Origin of the sequence: Haloplanus salinarum (genome assembly GCF_024498175.1) — an archaeon.
Lineage (GTDB): Archaea > Halobacteriota > Halobacteria > Halobacteriales > Haloferacaceae > Haloplanus > Haloplanus salinarum.
On record NZ_CP101823.1, the window covers coordinates 3,372,036 to 3,385,994 of the forward strand.

The 13,959-nt window shown below is 72.0% G+C and carries 15 protein-coding genes; 6 read left to right on the forward strand and 9 right to left on the reverse strand.

The genetic code is table 11. The features are described from left to right. The first annotated feature begins 7 nt into the window (after window positions 1-7). Entirely contained in the window at window positions 8-733 is a 726-nt protein-coding gene (gene yqeC / locus NO364_RS17690; RefSeq protein ID WP_257628166.1) for a selenium cofactor biosynthesis protein YqeC, read from the forward strand. Here the strand turns inward: yqeC and mobA are convergent. The 3 genes from mobA to hisS form a co-directional block, all read right to left on the reverse strand. Then, complete coding sequence (mobA, locus tag NO364_RS17695; protein ID WP_257628167.1) at window positions 730-1,347, reverse strand: molybdenum cofactor guanylyltransferase; 618 nt, start codon at window positions 1,345-1,347, stop codon at window positions 730-732. The two genes, yqeC and mobA, sit on opposite strands and share 4 nt — an antisense overlap. A gap of 249 nt (window positions 1,348-1,596) precedes the next feature. Further along, entirely contained in the window at window positions 1,597-2,394 is a 798-nt protein-coding gene (gene truA / locus NO364_RS17700; protein ID WP_257628168.1) for a tRNA pseudouridine(38-40) synthase TruA, read from the reverse strand. A 32-nt stretch (window positions 2,395-2,426) separates the two neighbouring features. Further along, the gene (gene hisS, locus NO364_RS17705; protein WP_157689633.1) at window positions 2,427-3,725 is read right to left on the reverse strand and encodes a histidine--tRNA ligase; all 1,299 of its coding nucleotides are present in this window, start codon (window positions 3,723-3,725) and stop codon (window positions 2,427-2,429) included. A gap of 103 nt (window positions 3,726-3,828) precedes the next feature. On the opposite strand from hisS, the gene NO364_RS17710 reads away from it, so the two are divergent. Then, window positions 3,829-4,785 (forward strand): AEC family transporter, encoded by a 957-nt coding sequence (locus NO364_RS17710; RefSeq protein ID WP_257628169.1) that lies wholly within the window; start codon window positions 3,829-3,831, stop codon window positions 4,783-4,785. An 84-nt stretch (window positions 4,786-4,869) separates the two neighbouring features. Then, window positions 4,870-5,586 (forward strand): hypothetical protein, encoded by a 717-nt coding sequence (locus tag NO364_RS17715; protein ID WP_420191870.1) that lies wholly within the window; start codon window positions 4,870-4,872, stop codon window positions 5,584-5,586. On the opposite strand, the gene NO364_RS17720 is transcribed toward NO364_RS17715, so the two are convergent. After that, window positions 5,583-6,041, reverse strand: a complete 459-nt coding sequence (locus NO364_RS17720) for a DUF3592 domain-containing protein (RefSeq protein ID WP_157689630.1) — start codon at window positions 6,039-6,041, stop codon at window positions 5,583-5,585. The genes NO364_RS17715 and NO364_RS17720 overlap by 4 nt on opposite strands. 90 nt (window positions 6,042-6,131) lie before the next feature. On the opposite strand from NO364_RS17720, the gene NO364_RS17725 reads away from it, so the two are divergent. Both NO364_RS17725 and NO364_RS17730 read left to right on the forward strand, forming a co-directional pair. After that, window positions 6,132-7,418, forward strand: coding sequence for a glucose-6-phosphate isomerase (locus tag NO364_RS17725; RefSeq protein ID WP_257628171.1), 1,287 nt, complete (start codon window positions 6,132-6,134; stop codon window positions 7,416-7,418). 29 nt (window positions 7,419-7,447) lie between these two features. Continuing rightward, window positions 7,448-8,386, forward strand: coding sequence for a CPBP family intramembrane glutamic endopeptidase (locus NO364_RS17730; RefSeq protein ID WP_257628172.1), 939 nt, complete (start codon window positions 7,448-7,450; stop codon window positions 8,384-8,386). Here the strand turns inward: NO364_RS17730 and NO364_RS17735 are convergent, their stop codons facing one another. Continuing rightward, complete coding sequence (locus NO364_RS17735; RefSeq protein ID WP_257628173.1) at window positions 8,387-9,445, reverse strand: hypothetical protein; 1,059 nt, start codon at window positions 9,443-9,445, stop codon at window positions 8,387-8,389. It abuts the gene before it with no gap. A 25-nt stretch (window positions 9,446-9,470) separates the two neighbouring features. Between NO364_RS17735 and NO364_RS17740 the strand changes: the two genes are divergently transcribed. Then, entirely contained in the window at window positions 9,471-10,046 is a 576-nt protein-coding gene (locus tag NO364_RS17740) for an NUDIX hydrolase (protein WP_157689626.1), read from the forward strand. A gap of 138 nt (window positions 10,047-10,184) precedes the next feature. Here the strand turns inward: NO364_RS17740 and NO364_RS17745 are convergent, their stop codons facing one another. From NO364_RS17745 to NO364_RS17760, 4 genes are all read right to left on the reverse strand, one after another. Further along, window positions 10,185-11,189 carry an AIR synthase family protein gene (locus NO364_RS17745; protein WP_257628174.1) on the reverse strand — a complete coding sequence of 335 codons (1,005 nt, stop codon included), beginning with the start codon at window positions 11,187-11,189 and terminating at the stop codon, window positions 10,185-10,187. 47 nt (window positions 11,190-11,236) lie between these two features. After that, the gene (locus NO364_RS17750) at window positions 11,237-12,454 is read right to left on the reverse strand and encodes an MFS transporter (protein ID WP_257628175.1); all 1,218 of its coding nucleotides are present in this window, start codon (window positions 12,452-12,454) and stop codon (window positions 11,237-11,239) included. Window positions 12,455-12,512: 58 nt separating this feature from the next. Then, complete coding sequence (locus tag NO364_RS17755; RefSeq protein ID WP_157689623.1) at window positions 12,513-13,400, reverse strand: alpha/beta fold hydrolase; 888 nt, start codon at window positions 13,398-13,400, stop codon at window positions 12,513-12,515. Between the two features lie 72 nt (window positions 13,401-13,472). After that, window positions 13,473-13,946 carry a phosphate-starvation-inducible PsiE family protein gene (locus NO364_RS17760; RefSeq protein WP_233255350.1) on the reverse strand — a complete coding sequence of 158 codons (474 nt, stop codon included), beginning with the start codon at window positions 13,944-13,946 and terminating at the stop codon, window positions 13,473-13,475. Window positions 13,947-13,959 lie beyond the last annotated feature (13 nt).

Below are 13,959 nucleotides of genomic sequence, written 5' to 3' on the forward strand. Positions count from 1 at the left end.
CGTGGCCATGGATCTCATCGAGGCGCTGTCGGCCGACGCGGACCTCGTCTGTGTCGTCGGCGCCGGCGGCAAGAAGACGACCCTGTACGCCCTGGCCGCCCGGCTGGAGCGGGCCGTCGTGACCGCGACGGTTCGCATCCCCATCTTCGACGACAACGTCGCGGCGGTGCGTGTCACCCGCGACCCGATCGGGACACTCCGCGACGCCGACGCGACGACTTGGCCGCTCGGACTCGTCCCCGAACGCGAGCGTGACGACCGCTACCTCGGCTACGACCGCGAGACGGTCACGGCGATCCGCGCGGCACACGACGGGACGGTCCTCGCGAAGGCCGACGGGGCGCGCACGCGGCTGCTGAAGGCACCCGACGACCGCGAACCCCAGGTGCCGGCGACCGCCGACACGGTGATCCCCGTCGCGAGCGCCCGCGTCGTCGGGAAGCCACTCACCGACGACCACGTCCACCGACCCGAGCGGGTGGCCGAACTCACGGGCCTCGCCCTCGGCGATCCGATCGGTCCCGAGGACGTGGCGACCGTCCTCGCCAGTCGAGCGGGCGGGCGGAAACGCGTCCCACCGACGGCGACGGTCGTCCCGCTCGTGAATATGGTCGACGACGACGACCTCGCGGCGACCGGTCGGAAGATCGCCGCGGCCGTCCACGACCGGGCCGACGTCCCCCGGGTCGTCCTCGCACGGATGGCCGACCCCTCGGTCGTCGACGTGATCTAATCGCGCAGGCGCCGTTCGGCGTCGGCGAAGTCCTCCCGCGTGTTGCAGTTCTCGAAGGTACGCCGGTGGCCGTGTTCCCGCACCGCCTCGGCGTCGACGACGACGAAATCCAGTTCGAACAGCGGCGCGACGATCCGCTCTTCCCCGGCGTCCAGGGCCGCCTCGCAGGCCTCGGCCATCGCCGCCGCCCGGTAGACCGCGTGGGTCGTCTCGAACCACTGCTCCGGCCTGGGGACAACGGCCTCGTGGCCCGGGGCCCGCTCGAACAGGTAGTCGACGAACTCGGGGTCGACGAAGGGCATGTCGCAGGCGACGACGAAGGCGTACTCGCCCGCGACGGCGCGAAGGCCCGTCGCCATCCCCGCCATCGGCCCCTCGTCGGGGGATTCGTCCTCCGCGAACGTGACGGGGAGGCCCACCCCGTCGAGCGCCTCACGGATCGCCGGCGTCTGTTCGGCGCGGCAGTTGATCACGACCGCGTCGACGACGGGGGCGACCCGGTCGACCACCCGCCGGATCATGGGCGTCCCCGCGAGGTCGGCGACCGCCTTGTCCTCGTCGCCGAACCGCGTCGACCGACCGCCGGCGAGTACGACGGCAGTGCGCTCGGACATGTCGGTGGCTACGCGGGCCCACCTTTTTACGTCGTCGGGTGACGCCCACCTTTTTACGTCGTCGGGTCGCGCTCCGCGCGACCGCTCCTCGCAAAAAGCTGGAGCAAAAACGGCCGCGACTCGCCGCGGGATCGGAGATCCCTCGCTCGTCGCGGTCACTCGTGCTGGACCGCCCCGCCCCGCCCAGCACCGCCCCGCCCAGCACCGCCCCGCTCAGCACCGCCCCGCCCAGCACCGCCATCCACACCCTCACTCGATGCCGTCACACAGGTCGCCGACGACCCGCGCGGCCGTCCGCGCCTCGACGCGCCGCTCCGCGAAGACGCCGAGTGCGCTCTCGACGGCGTCGGGGTCCGGCGCGAAGGTGACGCCCGGATACGTCACGTCCGCGAGGACGAGCGGCGTCGCCGGTGCGGTGGGAACCCCCGCGGGGCCGTCGAGGGGGTCGGGCCCGAGGACGCGGCCCACCCGCTCGGGGTCGCTCTCGCCGGCACCGACCGCCCGCACCAGCGACGCGATCCGACGGACCATGTGCCGGGCGAACCCGCCGGCCGCGAGCGTCAACACGAGGAAGTCGCCGTCCCGCTCCCCGCTCGCGTCGAGGCGGCGGACGGTCCCCGCGTCGTCGGTCGTGAGGTTGTGAAAGTCGTGCTCGCCGGTCAGGCGGTCCAGCGCCTCGCCGGCCCGGTCGTCGTCGAGCGTCGGCGCGTACAGGTGGTATCGGTAGCTCCGGCGGCGGGCATCGTGGGTGGCGTGAAAGTCCGGGCTGACGTCCGCGCTCGCCCACGCCCGGACCGTCGCGGGGAGCGTCCCGTTCAGCGCGGCGGGCGAGAGCCAGTCGGGCGCCTCGAAGGCGACGGTCTGGGCGAGCGCCGAGACGCCCGCGTCGGTCCGCCCTGCGGCGGCGTAGCCCGCCGGCGGCGCCGCCAGGTCGAGGTCACGGAGCGCGTCGAACAGCGCGTCCTCGACGGTCGGCCGGTCGGGCTGTCGCTGGAACCCCGAGTACGGCCGGCCGTCGTAGGCGATCCGGAAGGCGCGTCGCGGCATCGACGGGGGTCGGGCGCCCCGGCAGTTAACCCCTACGCGAAGTCGTCGTAGGTCGGCCGGTCGTGGTCGCCCGGGAAGGCGTCGACGGGTGCGGTCGTCTGGTCGCCGCTCTCCATCTCCTTGACCGTCACCTCGCCGTTCTCCAGGTCGCGCTCGCCGACGATGACGACCGTCTCGGCGTTGACGCCGTCGGCGTAGGACATCTGCGCGCCGAAGCTCCGGTCCGCGAGGTCCGACTCGACGACGTGGCCCCGCTCCCGGAGGTCACGGGCCACCCGCGCGGCCGTCTCCCGGGTGTCACCCACCGAGAGGACGTAGTAGTCCGTCGCGAGCGCCTCGTCGGGCCAGACGCCCGCCCGCTGGAGGAGCAAGGAGAGCGTGGCGTGGCCGGGTGCGACGCCAACGGCCGGCGTCGGCTGCCCGCCGTAGCTCTCGATCAGGTCGTCGTACCGCCCGCCGCCGAACACCGCCCGGGACACCTCGCCCTGCGTGTCGAAACACTCGAAGACGGTGCCGGTGTAGTAATCCAGTCCCCGGGCCGTCTCCAGGGAGACGCTGCAGTACTCCCGGACGCCGAAGTCCGCGGCGGCGTCGAGGACGTTCCGCAGGTTCCCCACCGCCGCCGCGACGTCGTCGGTGCCGGCGAAGGCCGTGAGGTCGTCGAGGTCGTCGGTCGCCAGCAGTTCGTCGAACCGCTCGGCCTGGTCGTAGGAGAGGCCGGCCTCGTGGAGCAGGTCGTAATACTGAGCCGGCTCGATCTTCTCGGATTTGTCGACCGCACGAACCGCCTCTCGAACCCGTACGTCGGCGTCGAACGCCCGGAGGAGGCCGCCGAGGATGTCGCGGTGGGAGACCCGGAACTCGAAGTCGTCGCCGGAGAGGCCGAGCGCGGTCAGGGCGTCGGCCGCGTACGCCAGAATCTCCGCGTCGGCCGTCGGCTCCGCCGACCCGAAGACGTCGACGTTCGTCTGGTAGAACTCGCGGAACCGCCCCTGCTGGACCTGCTCGTACCGCCAGAAGGGCCGCGTCGACATCCACTTGATCGGCTTCTGGAGCTCCTGGCCCTTCGCGACGACCATCCGCGCCACCGTCGGCGTCAACTCCGGCGTCATGGCGACGTGGCGGCCGCCCTTGTCCTCGAAGGCGTACAGTTCCTCGACGATCTCCTCGCCGCTCTTGTCGGTGTAGAGATCGACGGCCTCCAGCGCCGGGGTGCCGATCTCCCGGAACCCGTACCGCCGGGCGGTCTCCTCCAGCGTGTCCGCCACCGCCCGCCTGGCGGCCATCTCCTCGGGGTAGAAGTCACGGAACCCCTTCAGTCGGTCGTACATACCGCGTCGTCGTCGCCCGCCGCGCTTGAAACCTGCCCTTTGGGAAGCGGAAGCCCTTGCTCCCACACGGAGGCTAAGGCCCCCCGCCGGCGACGCCCGGCCTATGTCGCTCGTCTCCGCGTTCACCTCGGCCGTCCTCCCCATCGTGGCGGTCATGGCCCTGGGGTATACGCTCGCGGCCGCCCTCGACGTCGAGGTCGACTCGCTCAACGACGTCGCCCTCTATCTCTTTCTCCCCGCGCTCATCTTCCACAGCATCGTCACGACGACGCTCTCCGGCGACACCGTCGCGCTCATCTTCGCCGGGGTCGGCCTCTTCGTGATCGTCACGATGGGGCTGGTCGAACTCCTCGACCGCCTGCTCGGCGTCCCCGAACCCTACCGGAGCGCGGACGTCCTCGCGGGGGCGCTCCCCAACGCCGGCTTCTACGGCATCCCGCTCGCGGAGTTCGCCTTCGGCGACGTGGGCCGGACCACGGCCGTCATCTACATCACCGCCCAGGCGTTCCTGATGTACACCCTCGGCGTCTACGTCGCCTCCCGGGGCGGCGGCGAGGCCGGCATCGGCGCGGTCAAGGAGATATTCCGCCTGCCGCTCGTCTACGCCATCGCCGTCGCCGGCACCGTCCGCCTCCTCGGGATCGCCCCGCCGACCGACGGGACGTTCATGTCCACCGTCAGCCTCGTCGGCGACGCCTCAATCCCCCTGATGCTCGTCATCGTCGGGGTCCAACTCTACGGCTTGGAGTACGGCAACGTCCGCCGGGTGATCCGCCCCTCGATCGTCAAACTCGTCGTCGCCCCGCTGACGGGCCTCGCCGTCGCGCTCGCCCTCGGGAAGTTCGGCGACGTCGCCGTCGCCCGGGTGTTCGTCCTGCTCTGTGCGACGCCCGTCGCGCTCATCCCCCTCGCGCTCACCCTCTCGTACAGCGACGTGGACGACCGCGACGGCCTCTCGGCCTCCGAGTATCTCACCATGACCATCTTCGTCACGACCGTCGCCAGCGTCCCGGTGTTGACCGTGCTGATCACGCTCCTGCAGGACGGCGTCGTGCTGTGACCGCCTGAACGCTTTTGCCCGCCCGGACGCTTGCCACGGACGATGTCAACGTCGCGAGCGACCGTCCGCGGTGCGATCAGGGGCATGGGTCAGCGAGCCAATCCCGCCTTCGCCGCCGGCGCCGTCGCCGTCCCCGTCGGCGCCCTCGCCTACGCCCTCCTCGCCGCCCCCGTCGTCCACCACATCTACGTCCACGTGATGGCCGGCGTGCTGTGGACGGGCATCGACCTCTTCATGGCGCTCGTCCTCGGTCCCGTCCTCGGTGGCCTGTCCGTCGAGGAGCGTGCCAGCGTCTTCCGGCGATTCACGCCGAAGATGGCCTTCCTCATGCCGTCGCTCGCCCTGGTCACCATCGTCGGCGGGGTCACCCTCGCCGAGCGGCTGGGCGTCTTCCCCCACGCCCAGCCGTGGATCGCCCTCCTGACGCTCGCGACCACCGTCCCCGCGCTCCTCCTCGTCGGCTGGCAGTTCGACGCCCTCGACGACCCCCGGTGGCTGGTCGCCTTCGCCGTCGCGCTCCTCGGCGGCGGCGCCTACCTCGCCGTCACCGCCGACGCCTTCGGGCTGACCTCCCCGATCATCCTGCTCACGCTCGCCATCGTCACCGTCCTCTCGGTCCTCGGGTTCGGCGTCCTCCTCCCCGGCGAGATGCGTATCTACCGCCAGTTGGCGTCGGGCGACCCCGACCCCGAAGTCGTCAGCCGGATCGGGATGCGAAACGCCCGCCTGAGCGGCGTCCAGGGCCTGTTTCAACTCGCCATCGTCGTCGTGATGGTCTACCTGCGGTGGCCGGCGGCCTAACCCATCGCCGACCGCCCCGCCCCCAGGAGGAACAGCGCGCCGACGCCGACCAGGAGAAGCGGCTTGTTGCTTCGCTCCGGCTCGAGGTACCCCTCCCCCGGCGCGTCGGTCGGGACGTACACCGTCGCCGTCTCTCCCGGTTCGTCCCCGTCGAGTTCGGCTCTGGCCGCGCTCTCGGTGTCGAAATCCCGGACGAGCGTTCCGGGGTAGACGTTCGAGGCGGTGTAGTTCTCCCCCTCGTAGGTGTACTCGAAGGTCGCCCGCGGGACGTACGAGGTGCCCTTGGTCGAGCGCTCCTCGACGGACGTCGACGTGATCGTCCCCTGGACCGTCTCGGCGGAGCCGAGCGCCGACGACTGCGTGCTGTAACTGTACGCGCCGAATCCGATCGACGCGAGACCGATCACCAGCGTGAGGGCGATACCGACTCGCCCGGAGGGCCCGCTGATTCGCATATCGGCTCCCAGAACCGAGGGGATGGTAAAAGGTACGCTCGGCTCGCCGAACTGGAAACGGTTTTGCCGGAGCGGGTCCCCGCTTGGGCCATGTACGTCGACCTCGGCAACGCACTCGACGCCGAACCGCGACTCACGCGCGAGGCCTTGGAGCGGCTCGACGAGCGCGTCGCCGACGCCCACGACCGCATCGAGCGCGGCCGGGCCGAGGCGGCCCACGGCTACGCGTCGCTGAACCTCCCCGAGACGGTCGACCCGGCGGCCGTCCGCCGGGCGGTGGATCGCTTCGACGACCCCGCGGCCGTCCTCTCCGTCGGCATCGGCGGGAGCGCCCTCGGCGCCGCGACGCTCGCCGAGGCCCTCGGAACCGACCTCGACGCATACGTCCTCGACAACGTCGACCCCGCACGTGTCGCCGGTCTCCTCGAGACCCTCCCGCTTTCCGACACCGTCGTCCACGTGGTCTCCCGGTCGGGCACCACCGCCGAGACCCTCTCGAACTTCCTGATCGTCCGCGAGGCGATGGCCGACGCCGGCGTCGACTGGACCGAGCGCACCCTGGTCACCACGGGTCCGTCGGGGAACCTCCGGAATCTGGCCGACCGCCACGACCTGCCCGTTCTCGACGTCCCCGCGGGCGTCCCCGGGCGCTTCTCGGTGCTCTCGACGGTCGCGCTCCCCGTCGCCGCCCTCGCCGGCCACGACGTCGAGGCCATCGTCGACGGGGCGCGGGCCGAGGCCGACCGGCTCGCGGGGTCGCTGTTCGAATCGCCCGCCTACGCCTACGGCGCGACCTGTCATGCCCTCGAACGCCGCGGCGCGGGCGTCAACGCGATGATGCCCTACGCCGAGTCGCTGGAGTCATTCGCGGAGTGGTTCGCCCAGTTGTGGGCCGAGAGCCTCGGCAAGGACGCCGTCGGCCAGACGCCCGCCCGGGCGCTCGGAGCGACGGACCAGCACTCCCAGCTCCAGCTCTACCGCGCCGGCCCGCGGGACAAACTCGTGACGCTCGTCCGGCCCCGGGAGCGTCCCGACGTCGCCATCCCCGAGACGGACCTCGACGGCCTCGCCTACCTCGGCGGCGGGAGCCTCGCCGACCTGCTCGACGCCGAGTTCCGGGCGACCGAGGCGAGCCTCGCGGCCTCGAACTGCCCGAACGTCCGCATCGAGGTCGACCGCGTCGACGAGCGGGGCGTCGGCGAACTCCTCTACGGCATGGAGGCGGCCTGTATCATGTACGGCGAGCTCGCGGGCGTCGAGACGTTCACCCAGCCCGCGGTCGAGTGGGGCAAGCGCGCCGCCCGCGGCCTCCTCGGCGGCGGCGACGTCGACGCGGACGACGCGGTGCCCGAGAAGCGCCGTCTCGTCATCGACTGATACTTACTCCCGGGCCGACAGGGGCCGGTATGGTCAACGAACTCCTCGTGGTCGGGGCGATGTTGCACCTGCTCGGCGGGCTGGTGCTCGGGACGCTCGTCCACCAGGACGCGTCGCTCCGGGGGAGCGACCGCGCGACCGAACTCGGGGCCGCGACCCTCGCCCTCGGACTGGTCTTCGCCGTCGGCTACTACCTCCGCCGCGAGCGGGTCGGGGACCTGCCGCCCGACGCCGAACGGCACCGCGCCCCGTTCGCCGACCGCGGGTGGGACCTCCTCCGGAGCCTCCTCCTGATCGTCGCCGCCTTCCTCGCGGCCACGGCCGTCGTCGGGCTCGGGATGAGTGCCCTGATCGGGGCCGGTATCCTCGCCCGCGAGACCCTCGAATACCGCGTCGTCGCCTCCGTCTTCCAGTTCGTCGGCTTCGGCCTCGCCGTCGCCGGCTACCTCGCCATCACCGGCGAGTGGGACCTCCTGCAGGTGAAACGCCCCTCCCTCCGGGGGATCGGTCTGATCGCCGTCGGCGTCCTCGTCCTCGTCGGCGCCCAACTCGTCATCGCTCGCCTGCTGACGGCGTTCAGCGTCGAGGTGGCCCAGAACCAGGTCGTCGTCACCGGCCAGCGCGACCCCCGCTATTTCCTCTATATGATCCCCGTCGCCATCCTGCTCGTCGGCCCGTTCGAGGAACTCGTCTTCCGGGGCGGCGTCCAGGGCATCCTGCGGCGGACCTGGGGTCCCTCGGTCGCCATCGCCCTCTCCAGTGTCCTCTTCGGGGTCGTCCACTGGGTCGCCCTCACCGGCGGTGGCGGCTCCCGGGTACCCTACGTCACCGTCGCCGCCGTCCTCGGTCTCGTCCTCGGCTACCTCTACGAGCGGACCCGCAACCTCGTCGTCCCGGCGGTCGTTCACGGCCTCTACAACACGGTGCTGTTCGGCGCGCAGTACCTCTCCGCGACGGGGATGGGGTAGCTACCGCACCTCGATCGACAGCTCGTCGAACTGCTCGTCCACCAGCGACTCCACCGCGGCCCAGTCGACGGGCGGATCGAGCGATTCGAGGGTCGACTCGAACGACTCGACGGACGCGGTCACCTCGTTCCAGGACTCCTCGAACCCGTCGATGGCCTCGGCCGTCGCGTCGAGACGCCTCGAACACGTCGCGTGGCGCTCGGAAAGCCCCGTGACGCGGTCGCGGAGCGACGACAGTTCGTCGTCGTACGCCCCCTCCCGCCGGCCGAGCCACGCCTCGAGTTCGTCGACGTCCGCCCGGAGTTCGTCGAGGATGACGCCCATGACCCGCTGGAGGTGGTAGGCGGCCAGCCACCGGTCGAACGCCCGGTCGTCGTCGCCGTCGCCCGCCTCGATCCGGTCGAGGAGCCCGGCGGTGTTGTCGAGATACCGTTCGAACCCGCCGAGTTCCTCCCGGAACGCGTCGAACCGCGCCTCGGGGTCGTGGAGCCACGACTCGAACTCGTCGAGCCCCCCCTCGACGTGATGGAGGCCGTGTGCGACTTCGTGGACGGCCCGCTCGCACGCGACCAGCCGTTCGGCACCCGTATAGAGGTCGACGGCCGATCCCGGCTCCCGCGACGTCGCGTCGAGTCGGTCCGCCGCCGTCGATAGCTCCGCCCGAAACGCCTCGAACTGCGACTCGTACTCGTCGATCCGCGCCCGGACCTGGTTGTGTTCGCGGTCCGCGGGGTCGACCCCCGCCAGCAGGTCGCGAAAGCGCGTCGCCGCGGCCTCGACGTCCTCGGCCGTCGAGCGTCGCTCCCGTCGGCACTCCCGGTACCACGACGCGAACGCCTCGGTCGCGTCCGCGCCGTCGGCCTCGTCGACACGCGTCGCGAGGCGGTCGAGTACGTCGTCGGACGCGTCGACGTCCGCCTCGTCGACGCGCTCGCGAACGGTCGCCACGTCGAGGTCACGCTCTCGGTCGTCGGTCATCGACGGCCCTTCGAGGGGTTCGCATTTAGGTGATTCGAGGCGTCCCGCGGCGACGCGGTCGGGATGCATCGAAGACGCCATTATCCTCGCTCCCGGAACGTAGACCATGAGCGCGAACGAGGGCGGCGACGCCGGGGCGTCGGAGCGACACCCCAACGCCGAACAGGCGGTCATCGCCGTCGACGGGGACGATCAGGAGCAAGGGACGGTCAACCGCCTCGATGCACACACCGGCGACGGCGTCCGTCACCGCGCCTTCACCGCCCTCGTCTTCGACGGCGAGGGCCGGGTGTTGCTCGCACAGCGCGCGCCGGGCAAGCGCCTCTGGGACACCCACTGGGACGGCACCGTCGCCTCCCACCCGCGACCGGGCCAGACCCAGAAGGAGGCTACCCGCCAGCGACTCGTCGACGAACTCGGCGTCACGCCGGATCAGTACGACGACCTCCGGGTGACCGACAAGTTCGAGTACAAACGCTACTACGAGAACGCGGGCCTGGAGTGGGAGGTCTGTTCAGTCCTGCAGTGTACCCTCGACGACGTCGCCCTGGACCCCGACGAGACGGAGGTCGCCGGCCGCCTGTGGGTCGACTACGACCACCTCCACGAACATCCCGAGTGGTACCGTCAGCTCCGACTCTGCCCGTGGTTCGAGATCGCGATGCGCCGCGACTTCGACTGATTCGGAGTATCGTAACCGTTCACCGGGTGGTCGCCGGGACGGTCCGGCGACCCACCGGGACCGACCTGCGATAAACAGCACGAGGTGCTCGTCCCGCCCCGCGGCCGCCGACCGCGAGCGTCGCCGACGGCGCCCCGATCAGGTCGAGAGCCGCGCGTAGGCGGCCCACGAGGCGTCGACCGACGGCGCCGCGATCCGGTCGCCGTCGACGTAGGCTCCCTCGCCCTCGACGACCCGACCGATCCGGGCGGCGGTAGTCCCCCGATCGGCGAGCGCCGACAGCACCGCGTCCGTGCCCTCGGGGTCGACGGCGACGACCAGCGTCCCCGACGTCGTGGCGGTCCAGGGGTCGATATCGAGGGCGGCACACGTCTCGGCGACGCCCGGCCGGACGGGAATCCGGTCGCGCTCGATTTCGAACCGGACGCCGGCGCCCGTCGCCATCTCGGCGAACGCGCCGTGGAGGCCGCCCTCGGTGGCGTCGTGCATCGCGGTCACCGGCCCTGCGGCCGCGGCGGTCAGGGCGTCGCGGACGCAACTCGCCTCCTCGAGCCGGTCCTGGGCCGTCGCCAGCGTCGCCGGCGGGAGGTCGACCCGCTCGGGGAACAGCGTCGTCAACAGCCCCGTCGTCTCGACGGCCGGCCCGCCGGTCACCAGGAGGTCGTCACCCGGCCGCGCCCCGTCCGGGCGAACCACGTCCGCGGCGTCGCCGACGGCCAGCGCCGTCGCCCCACCGACCCAGGGGAACGAACACCCATCGTACCGGGCGGTGTGACCGGTGACGACGCTCACGCCCAGGTCCGTCGCCTCGGCGTGGAGGCCCTCCCACACGGCCGCGAACGCCTCGTCGCTCATCCCCGGCGGCAGGGAGAAGGAGACGGCGAGATGCGAGGGCGGGAGGCCGCTGACCGCCACGTCCGCGAGGACGACGTCGAGCGCGAAGCGGCCGGCCCGCTCGTAGCCGAGCGCGGGGAGGACGGAGACGGGATCGGTGGCGATGGCGACGGTCCGGTCGCCGATCGACAGGAGGCCGAAGTCGACGCCGGGCGTCGGGCCGAGGCACACGTCGTCGCGCTCGGCGCCGAGGCGGGGGCGGACGTGGGTCTCGAAGAACTCGCGGTCGATCTTTCCGAGGTCCGGCATACCGTCGCTCGCCGCGCCGGGAGTAAAGGCGTGCCGCTCGCGGTCGATCACGCCATCGCCCGGTCGGCGAACAGCACGCACGCCGTCCCGACGACGAGGCTCCCGACGACGACGGCGAGGAGCGTCCCGCGGACGGCGACGGCGAGGCCGTAGCGAGGCGTGGCGAACGCGACGGCCCCGCCCATCACGACCGGCGCGACGGTGCTCCCGATCCGGCCGGCGGACTCGCCGAGGCTGACGAGCGACCCCCGGAGCGCCGCGGGCGCAACCGTCGAGACGGTGCTGCGATAGAGCGTGAGCACGACGCCGAAGCCCGCGCCGACGACGAGCGATCCGGCGCCGGCGACGGGCAGCGAGGGGGCGAGCGCGACGGCCGCGAGGCCCAGTCCGGCGGCCGCCGTCCCGACGAGCAAGGGGGCGCGCCGGCTGTCGAAGGCGGCGGTGAGCCGCCCCACCTGGGAGCCGCCGACCGAACTCGCGACGCTGGCGACGGCGACCAGCGCCCCCGCCACGCCGGGCGTCCCGTCGAGCAGGCGGACCACCACGATGGAGTTGTAGGTCAGGAAGCCGAACCAGAGGAAGGAGGGGACGGCCCGGCCGAGCAACACCAGCGCGATCCGCGGCGTCCGGACGAGCGCGAGCAGTCGCGTCACGTCGAGCCCCTCGGCGTCGGGGTCGGCGGCCGGCTCCTCGAACCGCCGGTGGACGACGGCCGCCGCCGGCAGGCCGAGCGCGAACAGATAGAAGGGATACTGCCACGCGACGGCGACGAGCAGCCCCGCGAGAAACGGGAAGACGGCGAGGGAGCCCCCGACGGTGGTAAAGCGGAGGCCCTGGGCGGTCGCCTCGCGCTCGCCGGTGAAGAGGTCGCCCGTGGCCGCGATGAGGACGGGCGCGATGCCGGTGAAGCCGACGCCCTGGACGAGACGCAGGGCGACGGCGACCCGGAAGTCGGTCGTGAACGCCAGCCCAAGTCCGGCGGCGCCGAACAGGGCCAGCCCGGCCGTGAGCACCGGCTTTCGTCCCACCCGATCCGACACCATACCGACCAGCGGGATGGCGAGGACCCCCGGGGCGGTGAACGCCGCCATGAGCAGGCCGATCCGTGCGCCGGGGATGCCGTAGACGCCGGTCAGCGAGTCGAGCAGCGGCGAGACGAGCGAGGCGCCCATCGGGGAGACGACGCTCCCGAGGAGGATCACCCTGAACCGCGGATCGGCCACCACGTCCGCCTCGTCGCCGGCGAACCGCGTTGCGAGTCCCACGCCGATGGCTGTGTGCCGTCGGGTTTGAGCCTTCCCGTTTCGGCCGTCGGTTCCGGTTTCACTCGGCCGCGTCGAAGCCCGCCCGCAGGTGGTCGGCCACCCGGTCGGGGAACTCGCGGTGGAGCCAGTGGGTCGCGTCGTCGAGCAGGACGGCCTCGCCGTCCCGGCAGTAGGCGACGCTCTCCTTGGCCATCGACGCCCGGAGGAAGCGGTCGCGGACCCCCCAGATCACGCGCGTCGGCGGCTCGACCGGGTCGGTCCGCTCGGGCGGCGGATACCGCGCCACCGCGCGGTACCAGTTCACCATCGCGGTGAGGGCATCGGGCTGGCGCCACGCCGCCCGGTAGCGCTCGAAGTCGGCGTCGTCGAACGTCCCCGGGCGACTGGACTCGCGCATCGACCGCTCGAAGAGGCGGTAGTTTCCCGCCCGCGAGACGAGTTCCGGGAGGCGGGGAAGCTGGAAGGCGGCGAAATACCAGCTCCGGCGGCGCTGGTCCCACGACCGGGCGAGGGTCCGTCGCATCACCGTCGGGTGGGGGACGTTCAGCGCCGCGAGCGTCCGGACCCGGTCGGGGTGGTCGAGCCCCAGCCACCAGGCCACGGCGGCCCCCCAGTCGTGGCCGACGACGTGGGCCGACGTGGCGCCGACGGCGTCCAGCACCCCCGCGGCGTCGGCCGCGAGCGTCGGCAGGCGGTAGGCGCCGACCCCCGACGGCTTCTCGCTCGCGTTGTAGCCGCGCTGATCGGGGACGAGGACCCGATGGCCCGCCTCGGCGAGGCGGCGCGCCACCGGCTCCCAGCCGTACCAGCACTCGGGGAAGCCGTGCAACAGGAGCACCGGCGGCCCGTCGGCGGGGCCGGCACGCACGACGTGGAGGCGGACGCCGTTCGCCTCGACGACGGTCGACTCGCCCTCCGACGGCCGGGGACGGACTGGGTCGGTCACGTCCGGTGGATACCGCTACAGCGACAAAAGGGCGCCCCCCGGGGCGTCGGACGCCGTCCCCGACGGTCCGTCTCAGTCCATGAGCTGCCGGCTCTCCCCTCGCTCGACGAGGAGGAGTCCGACCAGGCCGAGGATGAGCACGGCGTAGGCGGTGGCGGCGAGGAGGGCGTCGGTCGACGTCGCGTACTCGCCCGTGCGGAAGATGATCGTCTTTCGAACCATCGCGATGACCCCGGTGTAGATGACCAACCGGACGATTCGACGGGTCTCGCTCTCCTCGGTGTAGGCGATGACCGTCTCGTACACCTCGACGATGATGAGGAGGAGGAGGCCGGTGTCGATGAAGCCGATGACGACCAGCGGATCGGTGATCCGGCCGGCCTGTGTCGCCTGCACGATCTGGATCATGAGGTCGACGACGCCGATGGCAAAGAGCAGCGCGAAGACGGCGGCCGCGACGAGTTCGACCATGTGGACGAACCGGTTGGTGACCGCCGCGAACCGGCTCGACGCGAGCGGCGTCGCCCGGCCCCGCGACTCGAGCACATCGGACGAGAGG

What these genes read in the sequence shown, in the direction of transcription:
- yqeC (WP_257628166.1), top strand. Translation starts at nt 8, where the DNA reads ATGGATCTCATCGAGGCGCTGTCGGCCGACGCGGACCTCGTCTGTGTC.
- mobA (WP_257628167.1), bottom strand. Translation starts at nt 1,347, where the DNA reads ATGTCCGAGCGCACTGCCGTCGTACTCGCCGGCGGTCGGTCGACGCGG.
- truA (WP_257628168.1), bottom strand. Translation starts at nt 2,394, where the DNA reads ATGCCGCGACGCGCCTTCCGGATCGCCTACGACGGCCGGCCGTACTCG.
- hisS (WP_157689633.1), bottom strand. Translation starts at nt 3,725, where the DNA reads ATGTACGACCGACTGAAGGGGTTCCGTGACTTCTACCCCGAGGAGATG.
- NO364_RS17710 (WP_257628169.1), top strand. Translation starts at nt 3,829, where the DNA reads ATGTCGCTCGTCTCCGCGTTCACCTCGGCCGTCCTCCCCATCGTGGCG.
- NO364_RS17715 (WP_420191870.1), top strand. Translation starts at nt 4,870, where the DNA reads ATGGGTCAGCGAGCCAATCCCGCCTTCGCCGCCGGCGCCGTCGCCGTC.
- NO364_RS17720 (WP_157689630.1), bottom strand. Translation starts at nt 6,041, where the DNA reads ATGCGAATCAGCGGGCCCTCCGGGCGAGTCGGTATCGCCCTCACGCTG.
- NO364_RS17725 (WP_257628171.1), top strand. Translation starts at nt 6,132, where the DNA reads ATGTACGTCGACCTCGGCAACGCACTCGACGCCGAACCGCGACTCACG.
- NO364_RS17730 (WP_257628172.1), top strand. Translation starts at nt 7,448, where the DNA reads ATGGTCAACGAACTCCTCGTGGTCGGGGCGATGTTGCACCTGCTCGGC.
- NO364_RS17735 (WP_257628173.1), bottom strand. Translation starts at nt 9,445, where the DNA reads ATGGCGTCTTCGATGCATCCCGACCGCGTCGCCGCGGGACGCCTCGAA.
- NO364_RS17740 (WP_157689626.1), top strand. Translation starts at nt 9,471, where the DNA reads ATGAGCGCGAACGAGGGCGGCGACGCCGGGGCGTCGGAGCGACACCCC.
- NO364_RS17745 (WP_257628174.1), bottom strand. Translation starts at nt 11,189, where the DNA reads ATGCCGGACCTCGGAAAGATCGACCGCGAGTTCTTCGAGACCCACGTC.